This is a genomic window from Vibrio agarivorans (assembly GCF_030409635.1).
Lineage (GTDB): Bacteria > Pseudomonadota > Gammaproteobacteria > Enterobacterales > Vibrionaceae > Vibrio > Vibrio agarivorans.
The window spans coordinates 1585950-1609957 of sequence record NZ_JAUFQF010000004.1 but is presented as its reverse complement, the minus strand read 5'-3'; the positions used below and the strand labels follow the sequence as shown (position 1 = coordinate 1609957).

General features: G+C 46.2%; 23 protein-coding genes. 6 read left to right on the top strand and 17 right to left on the bottom strand.

Annotated features, from left to right (window positions below; translation table 11 throughout):
• The first annotated feature begins 9 nt into the window (after window positions 1-9).
• On the top strand, window positions 10-888 hold the full coding sequence (locus QWZ05_RS15915; protein WP_264878010.1) for a U32 family peptidase: 879 nt from the start codon (window positions 10-12) through the stop codon (window positions 886-888).
• A gap of 85 nt (window positions 889-973) precedes the next feature.
• Here QWZ05_RS15915 and QWZ05_RS15910 read toward each other — a convergent pair whose 3' ends face one another.
• The 6 genes from QWZ05_RS15910 to QWZ05_RS15885 form a co-directional block, all read right to left on the bottom strand.
• Window positions 974-2305 (bottom strand): MATE family efflux transporter, encoded by a 1332-nt coding sequence (locus QWZ05_RS15910; RefSeq protein ID WP_264878009.1) that lies wholly within the window; start codon window positions 2303-2305, stop codon window positions 974-976.
• A 67-nt stretch (window positions 2306-2372) separates the two neighbouring features.
• Complete coding sequence (locus tag QWZ05_RS15905; RefSeq protein ID WP_264878008.1) at window positions 2373-2786, bottom strand: MarR family winged helix-turn-helix transcriptional regulator; 414 nt, start codon at window positions 2784-2786, stop codon at window positions 2373-2375.
• A gap of 131 nt (window positions 2787-2917) precedes the next feature.
• Window positions 2918-3823: a lipoprotein NlpI gene (nlpI, locus tag QWZ05_RS15900; protein ID WP_290299384.1), complete on the bottom strand. Its 906-nt coding sequence runs from the start codon at window positions 3821-3823 to the stop codon at window positions 2918-2920.
• 173 nt (window positions 3824-3996) lie between these two features.
• The gene (gene pnp, locus QWZ05_RS15895) at window positions 3997-6114 is read right to left on the bottom strand and encodes a polyribonucleotide nucleotidyltransferase (RefSeq protein ID WP_264878006.1); all 2118 of its coding nucleotides are present in this window, start codon (window positions 6112-6114) and stop codon (window positions 3997-3999) included.
• A gap of 316 nt (window positions 6115-6430) precedes the next feature.
• The gene (gene rpsO / locus QWZ05_RS15890) at window positions 6431-6700 is read right to left on the bottom strand and encodes a 30S ribosomal protein S15 (RefSeq protein WP_164649023.1); all 270 of its coding nucleotides are present in this window, start codon (window positions 6698-6700) and stop codon (window positions 6431-6433) included.
• Between the two features lie 185 nt (window positions 6701-6885).
• The gene (locus QWZ05_RS15885) at window positions 6886-9036 is read right to left on the bottom strand and encodes a metallophosphoesterase family protein (RefSeq protein WP_290299380.1); all 2151 of its coding nucleotides are present in this window, start codon (window positions 9034-9036) and stop codon (window positions 6886-6888) included.
• Window positions 9037-9338: 302 nt separating this feature from the next.
• Between QWZ05_RS15885 and mtnN the strand changes: the two genes are divergently transcribed.
• The 4 genes from mtnN to QWZ05_RS15865 all read left to right on the top strand — a co-directional run bounded on the left by mtnN (window position 9339) and on the right by QWZ05_RS15865 (window position 12618).
• Window positions 9339-10034 carry a 5'-methylthioadenosine/S-adenosylhomocysteine nucleosidase gene (mtnN, locus tag QWZ05_RS15880; RefSeq protein WP_264878004.1) on the top strand — a complete coding sequence of 232 codons (696 nt, stop codon included), beginning with the start codon at window positions 9339-9341 and terminating at the stop codon, window positions 10032-10034.
• 19 nt (window positions 10035-10053) lie between these two features.
• Complete coding sequence (locus QWZ05_RS15875) at window positions 10054-11004, top strand: cobalamin biosynthesis family protein (protein ID WP_264878003.1); 951 nt, start codon at window positions 10054-10056, stop codon at window positions 11002-11004.
• Window positions 11005-11065: 61 nt separating this feature from the next.
• Window positions 11066-11923, top strand: coding sequence for a vitamin B12 ABC transporter substrate-binding protein BtuF (gene btuF, locus QWZ05_RS15870; RefSeq protein ID WP_264878002.1), 858 nt, complete (start codon window positions 11066-11068; stop codon window positions 11921-11923).
• Between the two features lie 68 nt (window positions 11924-11991).
• Entirely contained in the window at window positions 11992-12618 is a 627-nt protein-coding gene (locus QWZ05_RS15865; RefSeq protein ID WP_264878001.1) for a TRIC cation channel family protein, read from the top strand.
• A 90-nt stretch (window positions 12619-12708) separates the two neighbouring features.
• Here the strand turns inward: QWZ05_RS15865 and deoD are convergent, their stop codons facing one another.
• The 10 genes from deoD to QWZ05_RS15815 form a co-directional block, all read right to left on the bottom strand.
• Window positions 12709-13428 (bottom strand): purine-nucleoside phosphorylase, encoded by a 720-nt coding sequence (gene deoD / locus QWZ05_RS15860; RefSeq protein WP_264878000.1) that lies wholly within the window; start codon window positions 13426-13428, stop codon window positions 12709-12711.
• 80 nt (window positions 13429-13508) lie between these two features.
• Window positions 13509-14729 (bottom strand): phosphopentomutase, encoded by a 1221-nt coding sequence (locus tag QWZ05_RS15855; protein ID WP_290299375.1) that lies wholly within the window; start codon window positions 14727-14729, stop codon window positions 13509-13511.
• A 40-nt stretch (window positions 14730-14769) separates the two neighbouring features.
• Window positions 14770-16098: a thymidine phosphorylase gene (gene deoA, locus QWZ05_RS15850; protein ID WP_290299373.1), complete on the bottom strand. Its 1329-nt coding sequence runs from the start codon at window positions 16096-16098 to the stop codon at window positions 14770-14772.
• Window positions 16099-16200: 102 nt separating this feature from the next.
• Window positions 16201-16977: a deoxyribose-phosphate aldolase gene (gene deoC, locus QWZ05_RS15845; RefSeq protein ID WP_290299369.1), complete on the bottom strand. Its 777-nt coding sequence runs from the start codon at window positions 16975-16977 to the stop codon at window positions 16201-16203.
• Between the two features lie 206 nt (window positions 16978-17183).
• Window positions 17184-17354, bottom strand: coding sequence for a XapX domain-containing protein (locus tag QWZ05_RS15840; RefSeq protein WP_164649033.1), 171 nt, complete (start codon window positions 17352-17354; stop codon window positions 17184-17186).
• Between the two features lie 295 nt (window positions 17355-17649).
• On the bottom strand, window positions 17650-18912 hold the full coding sequence (locus QWZ05_RS15835; protein WP_264877996.1) for a NupC/NupG family nucleoside CNT transporter: 1263 nt from the start codon (window positions 18910-18912) through the stop codon (window positions 17650-17652).
• A gap of 216 nt (window positions 18913-19128) precedes the next feature.
• Window positions 19129-19902: a TatD family hydrolase gene (locus tag QWZ05_RS15830; RefSeq protein WP_264877995.1), complete on the bottom strand. Its 774-nt coding sequence runs from the start codon at window positions 19900-19902 to the stop codon at window positions 19129-19131.
• Window positions 19892-19960, bottom strand: a complete 69-nt coding sequence (locus QWZ05_RS22420) for a DUF5363 family protein (protein WP_494338389.1) — start codon at window positions 19958-19960, stop codon at window positions 19892-19894. Before QWZ05_RS22420 ends, QWZ05_RS15830 begins: the two co-directional genes overlap by 11 nt.
• Before the next feature lie 90 nt (window positions 19961-20050).
• Complete coding sequence (gene yaaA, locus QWZ05_RS15820) at window positions 20051-20824, bottom strand: peroxide stress protein YaaA (RefSeq protein WP_290299365.1); 774 nt, start codon at window positions 20822-20824, stop codon at window positions 20051-20053.
• Window positions 20825-20919: 95 nt separating this feature from the next.
• A complete protein-coding gene (locus QWZ05_RS15815; RefSeq protein WP_264877992.1) occupies window positions 20920-22362 on the bottom strand; it encodes an alanine/glycine:cation symporter family protein in 1443 nt (480 codons plus the stop codon).
• Window positions 22363-23130: 768 nt separating this feature from the next.
• Between QWZ05_RS15815 and QWZ05_RS15810 the strand changes: the two genes are divergently transcribed.
• Window positions 23131-23310 carry a DUF3545 family protein gene (locus QWZ05_RS15810; RefSeq protein ID WP_264877991.1) on the top strand — a complete coding sequence of 60 codons (180 nt, stop codon included), beginning with the start codon at window positions 23131-23133 and terminating at the stop codon, window positions 23308-23310.
• 98 nt (window positions 23311-23408) lie between these two features.
• Here QWZ05_RS15810 and QWZ05_RS15805 read toward each other — a convergent pair whose 3' ends face one another.
• Window positions 23409-23960: a hemerythrin domain-containing protein gene (locus QWZ05_RS15805; protein WP_264877990.1), complete on the bottom strand. Its 552-nt coding sequence runs from the start codon at window positions 23958-23960 to the stop codon at window positions 23409-23411.
• Window positions 23961-24008: the final 48 nt, after the last annotated feature.

Here is a 24008-nt window from a genome sequence, read left to right as displayed (position 1 = left end):
GAAAACCCAATGAAATACGCGCTAGGACCCCTGCTGTACTTTTGGCCTAAGCAAGATGTGGAAGCTTTTTATCAGCAAGCGATGAACAGCACTGCGGATATCGTTTATCTTGGCGAATCCGTCTGTTCAAAACGCCGTGAGCTGAAGGTAAACCACTGGTTCGACATAGCCAAAGAGCTTTCTTCAGCTGGCAAGCAAGTGGTGATCTCGACGATGGCTCTGCTTGAAGCGCCAAGCGAAGTCAGTGTTATGAAGAAATACATCGACAATGGCGACTTTGCGATTGAAGCCAATGATGTTTCAGCTATTCAGTTGGCAAGTGAAAACAAGGTGCCGTTTGTCGTGGGCCCAGCCGTCAACACCTACAACGCCCATACACTAAAACTGTTCCGTAAGCAGGGCATGATCCGCTGGTGCATGCCGGTTGAGCTATCACGCGATTGGCTCAATAACACCCTGAATCAGTGTGATGAGCTCGGGATTCGTGGCGATTTCGAAGTAGAAGTGTTCAGCCATGGCTATCTACCTTTAGCTTACTCTGCTCGCTGCTTTACAGCTCGCGCAGAGAACCGCTCAAAAGACGACTGTGAAACTTGCTGTATCAAATACCCAACCGGTATTCAGGTTCGCAGCCAAGAAGGACAAGAGGTGTTTAACCTTAACGGTATCCAAACGCAGTCTGGTTACTGCTATAACCTAGTGAACGATCTACCGGGAATGAAGGGCCTAGTCGATGTCGTGCGCCTAAGTCCACTTGGCGTGAGCACCTTCTCAGAGCTTGAGCAGTTCCGTAACAATGAAACAGGTCAACATCCACAGAAGATCGCAGACCGCCAATGTAATGGCTATTGGCACCAATTAGCGGGGCTTGATGTGAAAAACATCTAAAGTGAAGAGCACTTGCTCACCTGTATTTAATGTTAAGAGCCTCATCATGAGGCTCTTTGTCTATTTAACTATTTGAATAGGGGCATTAAGCTGCCACTGGCTTATAGAGCAATGTCCGTTTTACATCTTTCCACAGCATCCACCCCACCACGCAACTTAGAGCAATATTCGATAGCGGGAAAGCTAGCCAGATCCCAGTCACGCCCCAAATCTTTGGCATGATATACAAAAATGGCAACTGAATAAGCATATTGCCGATGGTCACAAACATCGCTTTGCTGCCTTTGTTTATCGCTTGATAATATGCGCCTGCAACCACTAAAAATCCGTCAAGAAACAGCGCAAACATATGTAAACGAATTCCCATTACCGCCCCATCTAAAAGCGCCTGATCTTCGCTATTAAAGATTGCGACAAACTGATACGGGAATGCATTCAGTACAACGACAAACAGCACACCCAACACCACTGAAGTGGTCATCGCAACTCTCAGCAAGGTTCGTATATTTTGTTGGTTTCCGGCGCCGTGGTTATAACTCACCAATGGCTGCATACCATTAGCGACACCTTCTGCTGTTAGATAATAGACAGTAACGATGTAGCCTAAAATCGCATAGGCTCCAATGAGCACCGGGCTACCATAGCTAGCGAACAGACCATTGTGTAGCGCTACCATCATTGACCCATAGGCGTACATGAAGAAGCTTGATGTACCAATGGCTGCGATCTGTGGAACAATCGGCCATTCAATTCGTAGGTCACGCAATGATATTTTCAAGGTTGCCCGACTCGAGAAAAAGTAACACACGCCAAGTACCGTCACGATCATTTGTGCGAGTGCAGTCGCTATCGCTGCCCCTTGAAGCTCCCACCCTAGCCAGGCAATAAAGAGGTAGTCGAATAGGATGTTGGCTATGGCACCAATCACCATGAGCAACGTGGCAAGGTTGGGACTATTATCGTTGCGCAATAAAAAAGGCACAGCGATCGATCCCAGCGAAAACACACAGCTATAAATCAAGATCGAAACATACTGCCAACCAAGGTCAAATACCCGTCCTTGTGCCCCCTGCAGACGCAAGAAGTCATCCGCCAAGAAGTGCAAGCTCACGGCGATAACAGGAGAAATCAGCACCAGTAGCATTAGTCCTGTGACCAAAATACGCTTGGCTTGCGGCGTATTGTTTTCGCCCTGTTTAATTGAGGCCAATGCGCCAGTACCAACCCCCACCAGCATGCCAAGCCCTAAAATAGTGCCTATCAACGGCCAAGCGACATTGATACCTGCTAAACCATCAGCCCCAACATATCGACCGATAAAAATACCATCCACCACTTGATAGAGCCCGTTAACCAGCATGGCTGCAACAGTCGGAATGGTATAGCGCCAAAACTGGCGTGTGACTTGTGAACTCATAACGTATTACTCTGTTAGCAAGGCTAACTAAATGGATAAATGTTGATAGTGAATATGTACAGTGCGGCTAGCTGAGGGATTTTTTCAATAAGACTTCCAACTGCTGCGCTTCACTATGAGTCAGCTTCGCTCGGATTTTCTGTGCGATATCGCGGTAGACGACATTCTCTAGTGCCCAACTCTCTATCACCTCACTGCTCAATACAATCCGCTTTGAACGAGCATCTTCAGGACAAGATGCCCGAGCAACTAGGCCCTTCTTTTCGAGCTTTGCCACCATATTCGATGCAGAAGGCTTAGTCACGCTCATCTCAAGCGCTAGGTCTGTTATGCGAACCCCTTCAGCCCCAGATTCTTTAACCACTCTTAAGTAATCAAACTCGTTGAAGCTCAAGTTTAGTAACGCATCTTGCGCGGCATAGCGTCGCCAAGCTTTTGCGCTGTAACTTTCTAATTCGATCAGCCTTGCTTCTAAAGACATTGACTAGCCACCTTTGTTAGTTAGGCTAACTATATTAATTATCTATCTTTTAATTGGCAATTATTATTTTACATATATCAAAAAACCGCCCTGAGGCGGTTTTTGTAGTAAGCAGAGTATGTTGCTCACGTTTAATTTACTTGCGCTTGTTGCTGCTCTTGACGCAGCTGATTATAAATCCGTCCAAGCTCTAAGAAAGAGTAGCGATGTTCAACATATTCATACACATTGAACGACATCGCTAGCTTGTAGAGCGAGATCGCATCAGCATACTTTTTCTCTTGCTGGTAGCGTTTCGCTAAATAGAAATACGCTTCCGTCAGCTGTTCGGCTAACACCATGTTGTCAGTGCTAGTTGAGTAAATCACCTTAAAAGCTTGCTCTTCTGAAACTTCATTGAGCATCAAGGCAACAAGCACCCAACCCCACTGTTCATCACGATCTTGATAACGCGCCATCAGCTCTGCACGCGCCTGCTCAGGTTCAACTTCACTTTTGATGATGTAAAGCCACAAAGCACGGAAAGAGTCATTCGGGTCTTCATCAAAGTGGGCTTGCATATCCTCAAGAGCGAGATCAACTCGCCCACCGTAATAGAGTGCAATCGCGCGGTTACGCGTTGCATAGCTATTAGTCGGATCAAGCTCTAACGTCGAGTCAAACGCTTCGTATGCAGCATCAAACTCGGCAATCTGAGTGTAGTACACACCAAGCAGATTAAAGATATCTGGCTGAGCTGGGTTGAGGCTCAAAGACTGATTGAAATCTAAACGAGCTAAATCACGCAAGCCTACACTGTCGTAGTAGTTACCACGCTCGTAAAGCATTTTCGCGCGAACCTCATCGCTCAAATCAGCACGAAGTAGCAGCTGACTTAATCGAGCTATCTGCACCTCTTGCTGGACACTCGCCTGTAACGGCACAGCCATCGGAGGGTACATCCACTGGCTTTGATTCTCGCTCTCCGACTCCATTGACGCACAGCCGCCAAGTAGCGCTAGCGCAACGCCTAATGTCGCCGTTTTAAACCATTTCACGTAGAAAACTCCTTGTATACCCGAAAGCCATAATGCCGATTAAGCATAGCAGAGCTTCCATCATCAAAACCGAGCCTAAGCTGGTGTGGGTACGATTAAAAAAAGGGGGCATCAATGCCCCCTTTTATATCACGCTTGAGTGCGTTCGGCTAATTTAGCCGACACTCAATAACTTATTCTGCGTCAGCTGCTGGTGCTTCAGTAGACTCAACCGCTTCTTTCATGCTTAGACGTACACGGCCTTGACGGTCAATTTCAAGAACTTTAACTTTCACTTCTTGACCTTCAGTTAGGTAGTCAGACACTTTCTCTACACGCTTGTCAGCGATTTGAGAGATGTGTACTAGACCGTCTTTACCTGGAAGTACAGTCACGAATGCACCGAAGTCAGCTAGGCGAGCAACTTTACCTGTGTAGATACGGCCCACTTCAACTTCTGCAGTGATCTCTTCGATACGACGGATTGCTTCTTTCGCAGCTGTACCTTCAGTTGCAGCAATCTTGATTGTACCGTCGTCTTCGATTTCGATAGTTGTACCTGTCTCTTCAGTTAGAGCACGGATAACTGCACCACCTTTACCGATAACGTCTTTGATCTTCTCAGCGCTGATCTTCATAGTGTGAATACGCGGAGCGAACTCAGAGATATCTTCACGAGCACCAGAGATAGCTTCATCCATTACAGATAGGATGTGCTTACGTGCACCTTGCGCTTGGTTAAGAGCAATTTGCATGATCTCTTTAGTGATACCTTCAATCTTGATATCCATCTGAAGTGCAGTAATACCAGTGTTAGTACCTGCTACTTTAAAGTCCATGTCACCTAGGTGGTCTTCGTCACCAAGGATGTCAGAAAGAACAACGAAATCGTCGCCTTCTTTAACAAGACCCATTGCGATACCCGCAACAGAAGATTTAATTGGTACACCAGCGTCCATAAGAGCTAGAGACGTACCACATACAGAAGCCATTGAGGAAGAACCGTTAGACTCTGTGATTTCTGATACAACACGTACAGTGTATGGGAACTCGTCTACTGATGGCATTACCGCAGCAATACCACGCTTAGCTAGTTTACCGTGGCCGATTTCACGACGCTTCGGAGAACCGACAAAACCAGTCTCACCTACACAGTATGGAGGGAAGTTGTAGTGTAGTAGGAAGTGATCTTTACGCTCACCCGTTAGCTCGTCAATGATTTGAGCATCACGCTGTGTGCCAAGAGTCGCCGTAACAACCGCTTGAGTTTCACCACGAGTGAATAGTGAAGAGCCGTGTGTACGTGGAAGAACACCTGTACGTACGTCTAGCGCACGAACCATGTCTTTTTCACGACCATCGATACGTGGGTTGCCCGCAATGATGCTGCGACGTACCACTGTCTTCTCTAGATCGTGGAAGATAGTGTGGATTTCTTTCGTGTTTGCTTCTGGATCTTCAGCAAGCAGAACATCGTTTACTTCACCTGCGATAGCGTGGATACGGTCGTAACGCGCCATCTTTTCAGTGATTTGGTAAGCTTCTACTAGTTTAGCTTCTGCAAGTTCTGCAATCTTGTTTACAAGCGCAGTATTCTCTTCTGGAGCAACCCAATCCCATGCTGGAGTAGCAACTTCAGCTGCAAACTCGTTGATTGCGTTGATCACAACTTGCTGTTGTTCGTGACCAAATACAACTGCAGATAGCATCTCTTCTTCTGTTAGGTTGTCTGCTTCAGACTCAACCATAAGAACAGCGCCTTCAGTACCAGAAACAACAAGGTCAAGCTTAGATGTTTCTAGCTCTGTGTTGCTTGGGTTAAGAACGAGCTGCCCATCGATGTGACCAACACGTGCTGCACCGATAGGGCCGTTGAACGGGATACCAGAGATAGCCAGTGCTGCTGAAGTACCGATCATTGTTACCATGTCAGGTTGAACGTCTGGGTTTACAGACATTACTGTCGCGATAACTTGTACTTCGTTTTTGAATGCGTCTGGGAATAGTGGACGGATTGGACGGTCGATTAGACGAGCCGTTAGCGTTTCACCTTCAGAAGGACGACCTTCACGCTTGAAGAAACCACCAGGGATTTTACCTGCCGCGTAAGTACGCTCTTGGTAGTTTACTGTTAGAGGGAAGAAGTCTTGACCTTCAACCGCTTCTTTTTTACCAACTACAGAAACGAATACTGCTGTATCGTCCATAGTAACCATAACTGCAGCCGTAGCTTGACGTGCAATAACGCCAGTTTCTAGAGTAACTGTGTGGTTACCGTACTGGAACGTTTTAACAACTGGTTTTTCGAACATTGTTATTCCTTGTGTCTAGGTTCACGCCGTGTTGCGAAACCTAAAAAGAGTGGATTAAGACTCAAGGCATTACGAATTAAACAATCTAGAGTTTAGTTTCTAACTCCCAACCCAAGGGCTAAGTTATCGGTGAGAAGCTGGAAACTAAATTCTATGACTGGCACATATGGCAATTGTAATGCAATGAGCTAATTGAAAATCCTAATCAGGATTTGCCGCCCGTAGTATAACGGCATAAATGAGGTTTGGCTAAATTTAGACAACAAAAAAGGGGCTATAAGCCCCTTTTTTACAAACTATTCTATGCAGACGCTGATTAGCGACGTAGGCCTAGACGTTTGATTAGCTCTTGGTAGCGACCTAGATCTTTACCTTTTAGGTAGTCTAGAAGCTTACGACGGCTAGAAACCATACGTAGAAGACCACGACGGCTGTGGTGATCGCCTTTGTGAGCTTTGAAGTGACCTTGTAGGTGGTTGATAGAAGCTGTAAGTAGAGCTACTTGAACTTCTGGTGAACCAGTGTCGCCTTCAGTGCGCGCGTATTCTGCAACGATTGCTGCTTTAGTTTCTGCATTCAGAGACATAATTCTCTCCTAATAAGAGTAAGGTTAATATTTGTACCGCCAATCTCTGATTCAGCCGGTACGAGGAGCGCGAATTATATGCGAACCCTCTAGGGTTAGCAACCGCTATTTGATTGCAGATAACGAATAAAGCCAGTCACGTTAGACTGGCTTTGAGTTCAACACTTTATTAATACAGTGTCGAATTATAAGCTATCGCGATCGTAAACTGTTTTCAGGTCGTACAGTTCACCTTTTTCAACATCAATCAAGAAGTTGTCAGACGCTTGACCCGTTGCGAAGCGGTCAATCACGTAGAACAGCGTCCCAAAGCGCACTTTGAACACATCGCCCACAGTGGTGTCACCCGCGTCTTCATCTTCAAGCGAGACATCAATTTCCATCTCAGAAAGCGTCTCACTCAATAGCTTATACTGAGTCAGGCGGTCTGCTTCAATGTCACGGAAAGCCAGCTCATCTGCATTACGTAGACGGTAGAAATCTTCCGCTAGGTCTCTACCATTCCATAGAGCAAAGTGAGCCAGAGTTAACCCCTCACTACGAGCCAAGTCACGCGCTTTAAGCTTAGCAATTGCCCATTCGCGCATAAACTGCTCAAGGGTCTCTTCGCTATCGGTTAATTCAACGCAAGGTTCGATATCAGAGATTTCGCTTAGTGCATAGCGTAGCTGACAAACCGAAATATCAGTTTCAAGCTGAGATAGCGTCAACATTTGGTCACCATCCATGTTAAACAACATGGTTTTAATGTCTTCTGGCCACTCCTTTGGAAGGAAGCGAAGACGTGTTAATTCACGAATATGCCAGTCAGTCAGCTCATAATAGGTTTCAGCCGTTAGGATATCTGCATTCCAACGATCTTCTTTATCAATTGCTTGCAGGTGCGCTTGCTCTTCAGCGTAGTGCTCAAATAACTCGTCAAAGCGTGGCACGTCTTCGATGATAGCGGTTTCTACTTCCACTTGATTATCCGGCTTAACTTCCAAGATTTTATAAGCTGGGATATAGCCCGCCAATGACGGCGCTTGAATATTAAACAGGGTGTAAGTTTCACCATCGATAGCATACTGCTTCATACCCGTGTCGTTGAAGTGCATGTGACCGCCTACGTGAATGCTCAAACCCGTTTGTGCCAACGCTTTACTCGTATCATCTTCAGGCTCACGACCCAACTGGAAGTTGCCTTCACCGAAGATATCTTCAATCTCTTCAGAGGCTCCGTTGTAGAAATCTGTCATTGGAAAGTGACTGAATGAGAATAGAACTTTGTTCTGCTCTTTAGCCGCTTTAACCGTATCTTCGATCCAGTCGATAACGTGTTTTTTATGCGTTAACATCATGTTGTAGCCCGCATTTGAACTGCCATCGAAATCATTGCCGTCAGTTGAACCTTCACCCGAGCCCGCTTTTGGCTTGTAAACATTGGCATCAATCGCCATCAACCACAGACCTTCTACCGGCTCAACCAGATAAGTGGAGTCTGGAATATAAGAACAATCCGTAAAGTCATCTTCTTTGTATTCACCACCAGAGCCTTGGTGACAAATCTCATACTGACGCTTTTCAAAGGCGGCTTCTTCTTGAGCAAGTGCGAGTGAGTAGTTTTCACGCGCTTCATCTGAGCTATAAGGCGTTTCGAAGTAAACATACTCAGGCTGAGGGAAGAAACCATGGTGACCTAAGATATCCATAATCTCAAAGTAACCCCACTCCTGCATCTCATCGGTACAGATGGTTTGCATTTCGCTATCATCAACATCTTCATCAGTACAGACCTTATGCCCTGTAGAGAAAATACGGATTTCTTTACCATCTTCACCAAGGAAACCACCGTCTCCACCGCTAGTTGGACCACCTTTACCTGCATCAATCGTAAATGGACGAACAGGGTCGTGGTTACCCGGCGCAGCAAAGAACTCAAGGCCGTGCTTTTCACGGTATTCATCAAAGATACTAACGAGACCACGCATATGGATAGGCTGACCGTCATCGCTAAAGTCACCAGGAAGTGCAACATATTTAATTCCACGAGCAACCACGTCATCGAGAGCCGCTATGATGGCAAAGTAGTTTTCGTTAAATAGACGAGTCGAGTTCATCTGTGCCTGCATGGTACGAATAGTGGCATTCTTACCAGAAATACTGTTAGGCAAGCCGTCAAATGACCCGTCTTCAAACACACCATAAACATCATGAAAATGGATGTCTGGCATAAACGCAACTTTTAGCCCCTCAAGAGGTACTGCTGGTGATTGGTCATCATTACTTGATTCAGAATTGCAGCCTGCAAGTGCTAATGCACCTAAAACGGCAAGAGATACAGCTCTTAATTTCATCTTACTTCTCAGTGGTGAAGGATAATTGAGGGGCAAGGTAGATGGAATAAATGACACTTTTGTTAAGCAAGTATTTCAACTTCTAGCACGTAACTTACGGTGTGATTTTGCTTCACAAAAAATTGCTGTACGCTGAAACGAGATAACACGCCCCCAAAGAAATACACTCATACTTTCAGCATTTTAGTTACCATAAACCAACAACTACTATTGATTTACGTGAACAACAATAGAACTCAATTGGCCTTCTCTGGTATTCTTACCCTCACTATTATTTCATCCCAGACACTTGGAACCCCAATATGAAAATCGGCATCATCGGTGCGATGGAACAAGAAGTTTCTATCCTAAAAAACGCGCTTATTAATCTTGAACATGCAGAAAAAGGCGGCTGTTCTTTCTTCTCAGGTGAGTTGAATGGCGTTGATGTGGTACTACTGCAATCTGGTATCGGTAAAGTAGCTGCGGCGGTAGGTACTGCAATCCTTCTAGATGAATATCAACCAGATGTTGTTATTAACACTGGCTCTGCAGGTGGTTTTGATTCTACGCTGAACCTAGGTGATGTGGTTATCTCAACAGAAGTTCGCCACCATGATGCGGACGTAACGGCTTTCGGTTACGAAATTGGTCAAATGGCTGGCCAACCTGCTGCATTCAAATCAGATGAAAAGCTGATGAAAATTGCAGAGCAAGCCTTGCAGCAAATGGAAGACAAGCACGCCGTTCGTGGCCTTATCTGTACGGGTGATGCCTTTGTTTGCACACCAGAGCGCCAAGCCTTCATTCGCACTCACTTCCCAAGCGTTATCGCGGTTGAGATGGAAGCGGCTGCCATTGCTCAAGCCTGTCATCAGTTCAACACACCATTTGTCGTGGTTCGCGCTATCTCTGATGTAGCAGACAAAGAGTCACCAATGAGTTTCGAAGAGTTCTTACCGCTTGCGGCGCAAAGCTCTTCTGAGATGGTGATTAAGATGGTTGAATTACTCAAGTAATCTCCTGAAGAAGGTTGTCATGGAAGACGTTATCGAACAGCTATATGGCAATGGGATGGTGCTCATTATGTGGGGCGCCATCGTATTACAACTGCTCGTTCCTATTCCTCGGCAAAGCCACCCAATGGAACTGTGGCGCCGCTTTGCCGTACAGCTATCAGACAAAGTAAACAGCACCAACCCAAACCAAGCGATGCTCGCGGGGTGGCTGTCTGTAATGCTGATGCTGCTCCCTGCCGTCACCATACTCATTGCTCTGCAACCTTTGGTTTGGCAAAACGAGTTATATCAACTCGCACTACTGTTACTCGCTCTCGATTGGCGCAACTCAGACGCCTTGATACGTCAACTCAGCCTAGCTATGGCCAATGAGGACAAAACCCAGGCTCGTCAATTGCTAAAGCCGTGGGTAAACCGTGAAACCGATTCCCTCTCCCTACTTGGACTTGGTAAAGCTGGCGCTGAAACCTACTTGCTCGCAATGGGGCGTGGTGTGATTGCTGTGCTTTTTTGGTATTGCTTACTCGGCGGCATTGGCGCATTTATCTATCGCTTGACGGTGGAACTGGCTCGAGTCTGGTCTCCCTCACGGCAAAATTATTTCGCGTTTGGCCGTGCAGCAACGCGCTTGACCGCTGTGCTTGATTACATCCCGCTCAAGCTGTTTAGCCTTTTGATTCTGTGTGGCCACCGCGCCAAACAGAGCGTTGCACTTCTTCAGGTTCAGCATAAATCTTGGCCATTGCCCGGCCCAAGTTGGTTATTGATCTCAAGCGCAGCTAAGTATGAACTGTCACTCGGTGGGCCAGCAATTTATGATGCGAGAAAAAGTGTCAGAGCCAAAATTGGCGGGCGCATTGCCCCTGCCGCCATTCACTTATCGCAACTACGCCAGCTAATTTTCTCACGCCTTATCATTTGGATTCTGGGCTCTAGCTTACTCTTGAGTGTGATTCATCAGGGGCTGTGACGTTAGCAGCAACCGCTCCCCCTCAGCTTGATAAAGAGCCCTGAATGCTATTAGGACTATTATGTTTAAGATATTGTTATGCTTCTCCCTTTTCTACCTGCTTGTTCCGCTTCAAGTATTGGCTCAACAAGATGAAGCAAACCCCAACGCTGCGCAGCGAGTTATTTCCCTTGCCCCCTCTTCCACTGAGCTAGCATATAGTGCAGGTTTGGGCGATAAATTATTGGCCGTTAGTGAATACAGTGATTACCCTGAGCAAGCCAAAGGCTTGGAGCGCGTAGCGAACTATAAAAGCATTAATGTAGAGCGTATCGTGGCACTCAAGCCGGATCTCATTCTTGCATGGCGTGCAGGCAATCCTCAAAAGCCATTAGAGCAGCTTAAAGCGCTTGGTTTTACTGTCTATTATACGGATAGCAAAGCCATTGAAGACATTCCTCGTGTGATTGCCGAACTTAGCCAATATTCAGAGAACCCTGAGGTTGGCATTAAAAAAGCCGAGAACTTTACTCAACAGTTACAGTCCATCAAAGCGCACAACCAACAGCAGCAGCCTGTTCGCTATTTTTATCAACTCAGCGCCGCGCCTATCATCACCGTATCAGATGGCAATTGGCCTGCCGAAGTCTTTGCGCTATGTGGTGGAGAAAACATATTCGCTCACAGCAGTGTCCCCTACCCACAGGTCGGGCTAGAGCAAGTTGTTGTTGCGCAGCCTGAAGTGCTTTTTACGTCCTATCACGACATTTATGATGTTGCGCTGTGGAAACCTTGGGAGAACCAAGTCCCAGCGGTCAAAAATCAGCATATTTGGACACTCACTGCGGACTGGATCAACCGCCCAACAGAAAGAACTTTATTAGCGATAGAGCAAGTTTGCCAATATCTGGATCAGGTGCGCAGAAAACGTTTGCCATAGCGCTTTTCTAAGCTCCTTAAACTGCGTACAATCCGCCTCATTCTCTGTTAGTTATTATGTTCACAGCTATGGACACTCTACTTTTGTATACAGTAGATCTGTTCGGAACTGCAGTCTTTGCAGTCTCGGGAGTTCTACTAGCGGGACGTCTGAAAATGGATCCTTTCGGCGTGATTGTACTAGGAAGTGTAACGGCGATCGGTGGCGGCACCATTCGAGATATGGCGCTGGGTGCAACCCCGGTTTTTTGGATTGGCGATACCACCTATCTGACCGTCATTTTGGTGACGTGTATTCTCACTATGCTAGTGGTGCGCAGACCGAAAAGGCTTCCTTGGTGGGTGCTTCCTGTCAGCGATGCGATTGGTTTAGCGGTGTTTGTGAGTATTGGTGTTGAAAAAGCATTGATGTTCCAAGACTCTTACATGGTGGCGATCATCATGGGGGTAATCACTGGCTGCGGCGGCGGCATCATTCGTGATGTACTCGCCCGTGAGATACCAATGGTGCTTCGAAGCGAAGTTTACGCCACTGCGTGTATTTTAGGTGGTATGTTCCACACAGGTGCTTTAGCGCTGGGTTACGACACAACCACCGCGTTAGCTGCCGGCGTGAGTTCTACACTGATTATTCGCCTAGGTGCAATTCGTTGGCACTTATCTCTGCCAACCTTTGCCATTAAGCCGCAAAACTAGCCCATCCAAATACGACAAAGCCCGAAAGTTCTCACTTCTCGGGCTTTGTTTTATCTAAGCTTTAATCACTCAAAGCATCACTAGATAAGATTACTCTTCATCACCAAGAAGAACAGAATCTAGTGCAATTTCCATCATCTCATTGAATGTGGTTTGACGCTCATCAGAAGTGGTTTGTTCGCCACGTTTGATGTGGTCCGATACAGTACAAATAGCCAGAGCTTTAGCACCATATTCCGCTGCGATACCGTAGATACCTGCCGCTTCCATCTCTACACCTAGGATGCCGTATTTGTCCATTACGTCGAACATTTCTGGATCTGGTGTGTAGAACAACTCAGCTGAGAATAGGTTACCGATTTTCACATCGATACCGCGAGCTTTTGCTGCTTTTTCTGCGTTACGAACCATGTCGTAGTCAGCGATAGCCGCGAAGTCATGATCTTTGAAACGAATGCGGTTTACTTTAGAGTCGGTACATGCACCCATACCAATCACAACATCACGCAGATTCACATCGTCACGCACTGCACCACAGCTACCTACACGAATGACTTTCTTGACACCAAAATCTTTGATCAGTTCTGTTACGTAGATTGAGCATGAAGGGATACCCATACCGTGACCCATTACAGATATCTTACGGCCTTTGTAAGTACCTGTGTAGCCAAACATATTACGTACGTCACAAACTTGAACAACGTCATCGAGGAAAGTTTCAGCAATGTATTTTGCACGTAGTGGGTCGCCCGGCATTAGAACAACGTCAGCGAAAGCACCCATTTCTGCATTAATGTGAGGAGTAGCCATTATTTATTCCTTTATTTCGATTCTAGTTTTCTAGAGAGTAAGAATTTATAGGTGTGAGGCCAGCGCCTCACACGGGTGATTTATAGAAAGTTTTTACCGTAGTCCATTGGGCTTGTACCGAAGTAAGACGCCAATGTTTGACCAATGTCTGCAAAGCTGTCACGCAAACCTAACGAGCCTGCCGGTACTTTTTTACCGTAAACAATCACTGGGATATGCTCACGAGTGTGATCCGTACCCGGCCAGGTTGGGTCACAACCGTGGTCTGCCGTCAGAATTAATACATCATCATCTTGCATGATGTCTAACACTTCATTGATGCGACCGTCAAAGTACTCCAGTGCGCCAGCGTAGCCTGCAACGTTGCGGCGGTGGCCATAAGCTGAATCAAAGTCTACAAAGTTTGTGAACACTATCGTGTTGTCACCCGCTTTTTGAATCTCTTCAAGCGTTGCTTCAAATAGCGCTGGAATGCCTGTCGCTTTCACTTTTTTGGTGATACCACAGTTGGCATAGATGTCTGCAATTTTACCGATAGAAACCACTTCACCTTGCTTTTCATCAACAAGTTTCTGTAGAACAGTCTCTGATGGCGGCTCGACTGAAAGGTCGCGGCGGTTACCTGTGCGCTCAAACTGGCCTTTACCTGCCCCGACAAACGGACGCGCAATCACTCGGCCAATGTTGTGGTCTTCAAGCTCCTCGCGAGCAATCTGACAAAGCTCTAGCAAGCGTTCAAGACCAAACGTCTCTTCATGACAAGCAATCTGGAATACAGAGTCTGCTGAGGTATAGAAGATAGGTAAGCCGGTGCGCATGTGCTCTTCACCAAGGTCGTCCAACACCTGAGTACCTGATGCATGACAGTTGCCCAGGAAGCCATCAAGACCAGCACGAGAAAGAATGCGGTCAGTGAGCTCTTTCGGAAAGCTGTTCTCTTTATCGGTGAAGTAACCCCAATCAAACAGCACTGGGACACCCGCGATCTCCCAGTGACCTGATGGCGTGTCTTTACCTGAAGAAAGCTCTGCTGCATGACCATAAGCACCAATCACCTCTATATCGTCACGAAGACCTGGGGCGAGACGACCCGTAGACTCTTTGTGCGCCATAGCCAAACCTAGCTTTGATAGGTTGGGTAGTGTTAATGGGCCTGAACGCTCATCGTTATCTGCGCGACCTGCAGCGCACTCATCCGCAATGTGTCCCATTGTATCTGAGCCCACATCACCGAACTTATCTGCGTCACCAGCAGCGCCGATACCAAACGAATCAAGAACTAAAATAAACGCTCTTTTCATAACATTATCCTTAGAGCTGGCTTAGCCAACTCAGCAAAATCTATACGTCTTCGGCACGAATTTGTCGATAAACGTCAGGAGTGGGCTGATATTCACCGCCTACCACAATAGCGGCTTTCAGTGCCTGTGCCGCCTCTTGCCACTGCGCTTCGGTGCGTGCGTGAATGATAGCTAATGGCTTGTTCTCATCGGCAACTTCGCCTAGGCGAATAAACTGATCGAAACCCACGGCATAATCGATGCTATCTGTCGCAACGCGGCGACCGCCCCCCATGCCAACCACTGCCATACCAATCGCACGTGTGTCCATCGCACTCACGACGCCCACTTGGTCAGCAAATACAGGCTGAATGATGTCAGCTTTCGCTAGGTAGTTGTCGTAGTTCTCGATAAAGTCGTCTGGACCACCAAGGCCCGCAATCATCTTACCGAAGCACTCTGCCGCTTTGCCGTTATCCAACACCGCTTGCAATTTGTTACGTGCAACGTCACTGTTTGAAGCCAGTTTAGCCAGTACCAACATCTCTGCACAAAGAGCCATGGTCACTTCGTAGAGACGAGGGTTACGGTATTCACCCGTTAGGAACTGAACCGCTTCACGAACCTCAAGCGCATTACCAGCCGAAGAGGCCAACACTTGGTTCATGTCGGTTAAAATGGCGGTGGTTTTTGTGCCTGCGCCATTGGCGACTGCAACGATCGAACGCGCTAGCTCTTCAGAGGCTTCGTACGTTGGCATGAAAGCACCTGATCCCACTTTGACATCCATCACTAGAGACTCAAGGCCAGCGGCCAGTTTCTTAGATAGAATGGAAGCGGTGATCAAAGAGATGTTGTCTACGGTTGCCGTAATATCACGCGTGGCATAAACACGCTTGTCTGCTGGAGCAAGATCGCCAGTTTGACCGATGATCGCCACACCAGCATCTTTCGTTACTTCACCAAACACCTCGTTGGTAGGGGTAATATTGTAGCCAGGAATCGACTCTAGCTTATCCAGTGTTCCGCCAGTATGACCAAGGCCACGGCCAGAAATCATTGGTACAAAACCACCACATGCTGCCACCATTGGGCCAAGCATAAGAGAGGTCACATCACCCACACCACCGGTAGAGTGTTTGTCGACAATAGGGCCACCAAAGTTCATGTGGTCCCAATCAATCACCATGCCAGAATCACGCATTGCACAGGTCAGTGCGATACGCTCAGGCATCGTCATTTCATTGAAAAATATCGCCATTGCAAACGCTGCAATTTGGCCTTCTGAGACGCTGTCGTTAGCGACGCCTTGAATAAAGAATTGAATCTCTTCGTCTGTGAGGACTTCGCCGTCACGTTTTTTACGAATGATTTCTTGAGGTAAATACATCAGTGCCTCCCACGTAACTCGTGGATGTAGAATCAGAGGTTCTATCGCAAATAAGCGATAGAGAGGGGAAAACTCCCCTCATCAGAACAAACGTTATTGCTATTAGTAAGCTGAAGGATCAGCCGTTTCGTCTGTTACATTTAATGTATTTAGAAGGTTTGTTAGCAAGCTAGACGCGCCAAAACGGTAGTGACGAGCATCAACCCAGTTGTCGCCTAGGATCTCGTCAGCCATTGCTAGATATTGCGCAGCATCTTCTGCCGTGCGAACACCACCAGCAGGCTTAAAGCCAACCGTTTCAGCAACGTTCATATCACGAATTACTTCAAGCATCATGCGTGCATATTCTGGCGTTGCGTTTACTGGCACTTTACCTGTTGATGTCTTGATGAAGTCAGCGCCTGCTTCGATACAGATTTGAGAAGCTTTCTTGATCAATGCTTCTTCTTTAAGTTCACCTGTTTCGATGATCACTTTCAACAACACATCACCACACGCTGCTTTACACTGCTTAACCAGTTCAAAGCCAACGTTTTCATCACCCGCAATCAGTGCACGGTATGGGAATACTACATCTACCTCGTCGGCACCGTAAGCCACCGCTGCTTTTGTCTCTGCAACGGCAATGTCGATGTCGTCGTTACCATGAGGGAAGTTAGTTACCGTAGCGATGCGTACATCTGGTGTACCTTGTTCGCGTAGTGTTTTCTTCGCAATAGGAATAAAGCGTGGGTAAATACAGATAGCTGCAGTGTTGCCAACTGCTGTTTTTGCATCGTGACACAGTTGAATTACTTTCGCGTCTGTATCGTTGTCATTCAGCGTAGTTAGGTCCATTAGTTTTAATGCACGTAGTGCTGCTGTGTTTAAATCGCTCATTTCTATCTCCGATCAATATTCAAAATTAGTTCAACAGTGCCTATTGAGTATAGGTAGGACCTGCTGATAATGATGAACGGACTTGGTTCCTTGAAGACTTGGCTCACAACTTGATTATTTCTGTGTTCACCAATTGATTTCCTTTTCACCGCACAGGGCATGTTTGCTTTCTGTGTGGCACTACAATCTAAGATTGCTGTGTCTGTTTAGCCAAAGAATCGTTCCACGATCCATTGGTATGAGATACCGCCAAGATAAACCCCGACGATCCCCATCACACCAGAAAGCACTGGTGGAGCAGGAATAGGCAGTTTAATCGCTGTAAAGAGTACTCCCACAACAAATCCAGCAACGGTAGCAAGGATAATTTCGTTCATTTGTATCACCTGTTTGTTTCCATACTCATAGAGTATAGAGTTTTGTTGCTCGACTGTAGTTTGACGTAAAAAGCAAACGGTTTGTATCTCAAAAAAATATCACTTAAACCATTTGAGCTGAAGCCTTTTCGTATAAGGCCTCAGGACGCAAACGTTTAACTAATACACACGTCATTTTTGTGGTTTACCCCCACCTAAACTCAGTGTCTAGACCCCATAAACAAAAAAGCCCCGCAGCACGCTAATGCTACGGGGCGATATTTAAATGGCGTCTATATAATCTATCTCTACTTGATTAGAAAGATAGGAAGAAGCCAGCAATGGTTGCTGCCATCAAGTTAGATAGCGTACCAGCAATAACAGCTTTAACACCCATACGAGCGATGTCGTGGCGACGGTTAGGAGCTAGGCTACCTAGACCACCGAGTAGAATCGCAATAGAAGATAGGTTAGCGAAACCACATAGTGCAAATGCGATGATCGCTTGAGTCTTCTCAGACATAACTTGACCAGTTGCAGCGACTACTTGAGCATTTTCACCAACGTATGGTACAAAGTTTAGGTATGCTACGAATTCGTTTACAACCGTCTTCTGACCGATGAAAGAACCAGCGATTGTTGCTTCTTCCCATGGCACACCGATAAGGAATGCTAGTGGAGCAAAAATCCAACCTAGAAGAAGCTCTAGCGTTAGGTGTTCCATACCGAACCAACCACCAACGCCACCAAGGATGCCGTTAATTAGAGCGATTAGACCGATGAATGCTAGTAGCATTGCACCAACGTTTAACGCAAGTTGTAGACCAACAGACGCACCGCCAGCTGCAGCGTCGATAACGTTAGCAGGCTTGTCTTCGCCGCCGTCGATGTCATCGCCTAGATCGTCATTTGGCGTGTCAGTTTCAGGTTTGATGATCTTAGCGAATAGTAGACCACCAGGTGCTGCCATGAATGATGCTGCAACTAGGTACTCTAGAGGTACACCCATAGAAGCGTAACCTGCTAGTACACCACCAGCAACAGAAGCAAGACCACCACACATTACAGCGAATAGCTCAGATTGAGTCATACGCGGTACGAATGGACGTACAACAAGAGGTGCTTCAGTTTGACCAACGAAAATGTTTGCTGCTGCAGACATAGATTCCGCACGTGAGGTACCTAGTGCTTTTTGTAGACCACCACCAAGAACTTTGATGACCCACTGCATGATACCTACGTAGTAAAGTACAGAAATAAGTGCAGAGAAGAAGATTAGTGTTGGTAGTACTTGGAAAGCAAAGATGAAACCGATACCGTCAACAGAGAAGTTAACTAGGCTACCGAATAGGAAACCTGTACCGTCTTTACCGTAGTCAATAACGTTCTGTACACCTGCTGAGAAACCAGCAAGTAGGTCACGACCCCAAGGTACGTAAAGAACGAAACCACCGATTAGGAATTGGATAGCGAAAGCGCCACCAACAGTTCGTAGATTAATAGCTTTGCGGTTGTCAGACAGTAGTAGCGCGATGCCAAGTAGCACTGCCATACCAACCAGGCTCATAAACAGGCTCATAGTTTATGATTTCCTTATAGGTTATTTATTAGGCGTATTAGATAATGAAGCTCAAAAGCGGGGCAATTATACTCATCCCTGAAGGTATAAAGTAATGCCACCCTCACACTTTCTGAGAAGATTCATGACACACTCACTCAATATTGTGACACAGATCACGCAAACGTTTAAATGAGCATTCTGTCGATACAGAATATTTCGAGAAAATTCACATTTTCAAAACAGAGAAATGGAATTTTGCCAGATTTTTTGCGCAATCGTTTGCCTTTCGATTTGCTTAAGCTCTGAAAGTGTGCTGAGGATCACAGGTAATCGTTTAGGATGGTTAGGCTGACCCTGAAAATGATTAAGTGGCATGTCAGGTGCGTCAGTTTCAAGCAAAATACCTTCAAGAGGTAACCGTCTGATTGCATTGCGGGTTTTATTCGCCCTAGGATAAGTAATTACTCCACCTACGCCAATCAATATACCTTTTTCTAACAATTGCATCGCTTGCTGATAGCTGCCAGAAAAGCCATGTAACACACCACCATTGTGAATGGGAAATTGCTTTAGATTGCGCAACAGATCGTTATACGCCTTGCGGCAGTGCAACAGAACCGGAAGGCCAAGTTCGTTAGCTACCTGAATATGCTGTTGAAGAATTTGTTGTTGCAAACCCAACTCAACACTCACTAAAGCATCGAGGCCACACTCGCCTATCGCGATAGGTTTGACTGAGGTTTGGTGATAATAGGCGATCAGGTCATCAACCTGCTGTGTGGTGTTTTGATTAAGAAAATATGGGTGACAACCGAGTGCCCAGTCGATCTCGTTGTGATGCGCGGAGAGCAGCTCAAGTCTGTGCCAATTCTCTTCACCAATCGCAGGGATCAGTATTCGTTTAACCCCAACCTCTACCGCCTGACGTAACTGCGCATCAAAATCGTCGGCAAATACGTCAAAATCAAAGTGACAATGGGTGTCAAACAGGGGCGCCTCACTCGTCATGGGCAGGATCTTTCCTATGTGGCACACAGCTGCGTTTATTTTCTGGGGTTAATCCCATCGATGCGCACCAACGATCGTATTTGCCCAGCCACTTCTTCAACCATTGCCACATAGCGTTCACCTTTTTGTCAGCGAGTTGTGTTGAGTATTACTGCTCTTCGCGTTTAAACACCAACTCTTTGTCACTGCTCTCTTCTTCACTGAAGTAGTAACCTGCGACATCAAACTGCGTTAATGCTTCAATTGAGTCAACTTTATTATCAATAATATAGCGCGCCATCATGCCACGTGCCTTCTTGGCATAAAAACTAATTACTTTGTATTGACCGTTCTTACAGTCCTTAAAGACTGGCGTGATCACCGTGGCATCGAGCTGCTTTGGCTTCACCGCTTTGAAGTACTCATTCGATGCTAGGTTGATAAGTACGTTATCACCTTGCTCGCTAATCGCCTCGTTCAGTTTGTTAGTAATGATGTCACCCCAAAACTGATACAAGTTGGTGCCGCGCTCGTTGGCTAAACGCGTGCCCATCTCTAAGCGATACGGCTGCATGAGATCCAATGGCTTCAAGAGGCCATACAAGCCCGACAACATACGCAAGTGCTTCTGCGCATAATCAAAGCCATCGTAATCCAAACTTTCCGCTTCAAGACCGGTGTAAACATCCCCTTTAAACGCCAATATCGCCTGACGTGCGTTCTCTTGGGTAAACGTCTCGCTCCATTGCTCAAAACGCGCTACGTTCAGCCCTGCTATTTTGTCACTCACCTTCATAAGGGCAGAGACATCGCTTGGAGTGAGCTTGCGGCACTCTTTGATCAGCTCAGCAGAGTGCTCAACCAACTCCGGTTGAGTATAGCGCTCTGTCGCGAGCGGGGATTCATAATCGAGCGTTTTCGCTGGAGAAACAACAATAAGCATGACAAGACTTCCTTTATAATCTTTTTTGCTAGAGTACAAAAAAAGCCATGCAATGTCTGCATGGCTTTATCAATCGTTTTAATCGTTAATAGTGATTAAGACTGCTGTTTCTCTTTGGTGTTGTCCCAAATACCGTCTTCTAGCTGAGAGCGAAGCTCTGGGTATTCGTTGGCATCAAAGGTCGGTACTTTACCTTCAGCAAGCTGCTTGTTGTAGTCTTTTGCTAACTTCACCACGATACCAGACAGCAATAGAATCGCCACCAAGTTCACGATAGCCATTAGACCCATAGACACGTCTGCAAGCGCCCAAACCACTGGCAGTGAAGCCAATGCACCAAACATAACCATACCCAGCACAACAATGCGGAACAGACCAAGACCTGCTTTGTGGTTGTGCTCTAGGAAGATCAGGTTTGTTTCAGCGTACGAGTAGTTTGCGATGATCGATGTAAAGGCAAAGAAGAAAATCGCTACTGCCACGAAGATTGCGCCCCACTCACCCACTTGGGCACTAAGTGCACGCTGAGTCAGTTCGATACCTGTCACAGCGGTCTCTGTACCTAGGTACTCGCCTGACATCAAGATAATCGCAACCGTTGCAGAACAGATAACCACTGTATCCATAAAGACGCCTAGCATCTGAACATAACCTTGTGATGCTGGATGTGGTGGATACGGTGTCGCTGAAGCCGCCGCGTTTGGCGCAGAACCCATACCTGCTTCGTTTGAGAATAGGCCGCGTTTAATACCGTTAATCATTGCTTGAGCAATCGCATAGCCTAAACCACCCGCTGCCGCTTCTTGCAGACCAAATGCACTCTTGAAAATCAACATCAGTACGTCTGGTAGCTTCTCAAGATTGGTAAGCATGATAAACATCGCAAGAAGCAAGTATGCCAACGCCATCACCGGAACAATCAGCTCGGCTGTGCGTGCAATGCGCTTAATGCCACCGAAAATAACTACGGCAGATAGTGCGACAACAGCAATACCCACGTACATTTCATCCCAGCCAAAAGCCGTGTTCATTGCACTTGCAATAGAGTTAGCTTGTACTGCGTTGAAAACTAAACCGAAAGCGATGATTAGGAAGATTGAGAATAGAACCCCCATCCAGCGCATACCGAGACCTTTCTCCATGTAGTAGGCCGGACCACCGCGATAGTTTCCATCGTCATCTTTGGTTTTGTATAACTGAGCTAGTGTACTCTCTGCAAATGATGTCGCCATGCCGAGCATCGCAATCAACCACATCCAGAAAATCGCACCAGGACCACCCACAGTAAGCGCAACGGCTACGCCTGCCATGTTACCGGTACCGACACGAGCAGCAAGACTGGTACAAAGTGCTTGGAAAGATGAGATACCAGCTTGGTCTGATTTGCGGCTATTGCGCAGAACCGAGAACATGTGGCGGAAGTGGCGGAACTGGATAAAGCCCAGTCGAACGGTAAAGTAGATACCCACGCCAACAAGAAGATAAACGAGAATTGAGCCCCAAAGGAGATCATTCATCAAATTGATTATGTCTGTCACTGTAACCTCTCATAGGGTCGGCATACGGCGATGAAGTTCCATGCAAGATAGCTCGACATCAACGCTGATTTCCCTGTCATTAGCGCATATTCATGCGATATGAGTTTATATTTGTAGAATTTTTGACGGCGCGATAATGCGCCTACCCACCACAAAAATCAATACGCAAAAGGTTGCGCACCACGCCAAATCACACATTAAAATTACAAACAAGTCACATATAAGTGACGAATTACATCTATATTTTTCATCTCTTCGGTGATTTAGTATCGAATCAGAAATTATCCCTTTTCAAAAAGCGGCACAGAGTACGATGACCCCCGAACACATCTAGCTTCACGCTAGAATATAAAATAGCTCATAAATCTATGTTTGATATTTCATCTCAAAGCAAAAAAAGACGTGCTTCAGTACCTAACGCACAAAATCCCTACTGCCATTTAACATGGTAGTTGCATTGATTTTTTTTTCGAGCAAACGTTCAAGTGTTTAAAAAACACTCAACAAACCGGTATTACAGATAGATTTGATGCTCAAATTTTCATGTTCTGCTGCCATGAAAAAGACAAAATTGTGTGAATTCACCATCAAAAGCGTCTTAAAACTTTCATCCTAGCGAAACAAATGAGAAATAAATCAAAGTTAGCTTGGGGATGTTCGTGATATATCGTTATTGTCGCTTGAGTGATACTGACTATTAGAGCCACTCAGCACATCATTTTGTTGATTGAATACAACATTCGCTAGGAACAACGTCAGAGGTAGCATATGGAAGGCTTGCAATTTGATGAACAGCTAGATATTGAAATCCCAGTAGTAAAGGCGTCACGCTCTAAACCCATCAAGAGAAAATGGCGCGAGATCGAAGCCATTAAAGATAGGCAGCGTCTACAAAAAGAGTTGATTGATATGGATATTTCTTTCGACATCGAAGAACTCGACTACTGATTAAACGCAAAAAGGCACCTTTGGTGCCTTTTTGCTTTCAACGCTAATGCGCTTTTATTCAAGAATGAGCGTTTAATGTGGTAGCTCGTCTGCGGGGGCTACACGCACTCTCTTTCCCCTCGACGCACACGATCAGCCAAAAGCATATATTCATCTGCAATGGTGTCACCAAACACTGGGTCGCTCTCCTCTCTATCCCACTGACTCTCAACAGCTTGCCAGTCTTGAGCAGTAAACGAGTTTGCGATCAAAGGCAGGATAGAGTGCTCTTCAAACTCCAAATGCTTACGCTGAGTATCCAAGAAATCTTCTAACTGTGCGATAAACACATCTTGCGGTATCACCGCGTCAGCCAGAATCATCTCTAGCGTATCCAAGAACGCATGCGACTTCTCTGCAAGTATCGCGTGGTCCTGCTCCAAGTTCTCCATCTCCTGCTTATGGCCATAATGCTCCATATAGTAGTGGTACAAAATGTCCTCTTTGGGATGGTGAATCGAGTTAGAGTGGTTTGCAAGGTAATCCACTATTTCTCTGATAAGGCTATAATTGACCGACTGCTCTTCCTTTAGGGCAACCAGCTTTCTACGTAACATGGCTAACAGGCGTATCATGTAGCCATGCTCACGCCTGATTCGTTCAATCATCATGATGTCTCTCCTTAACACCTACTTTTAGTAAGTATATAAGGGTGTAGA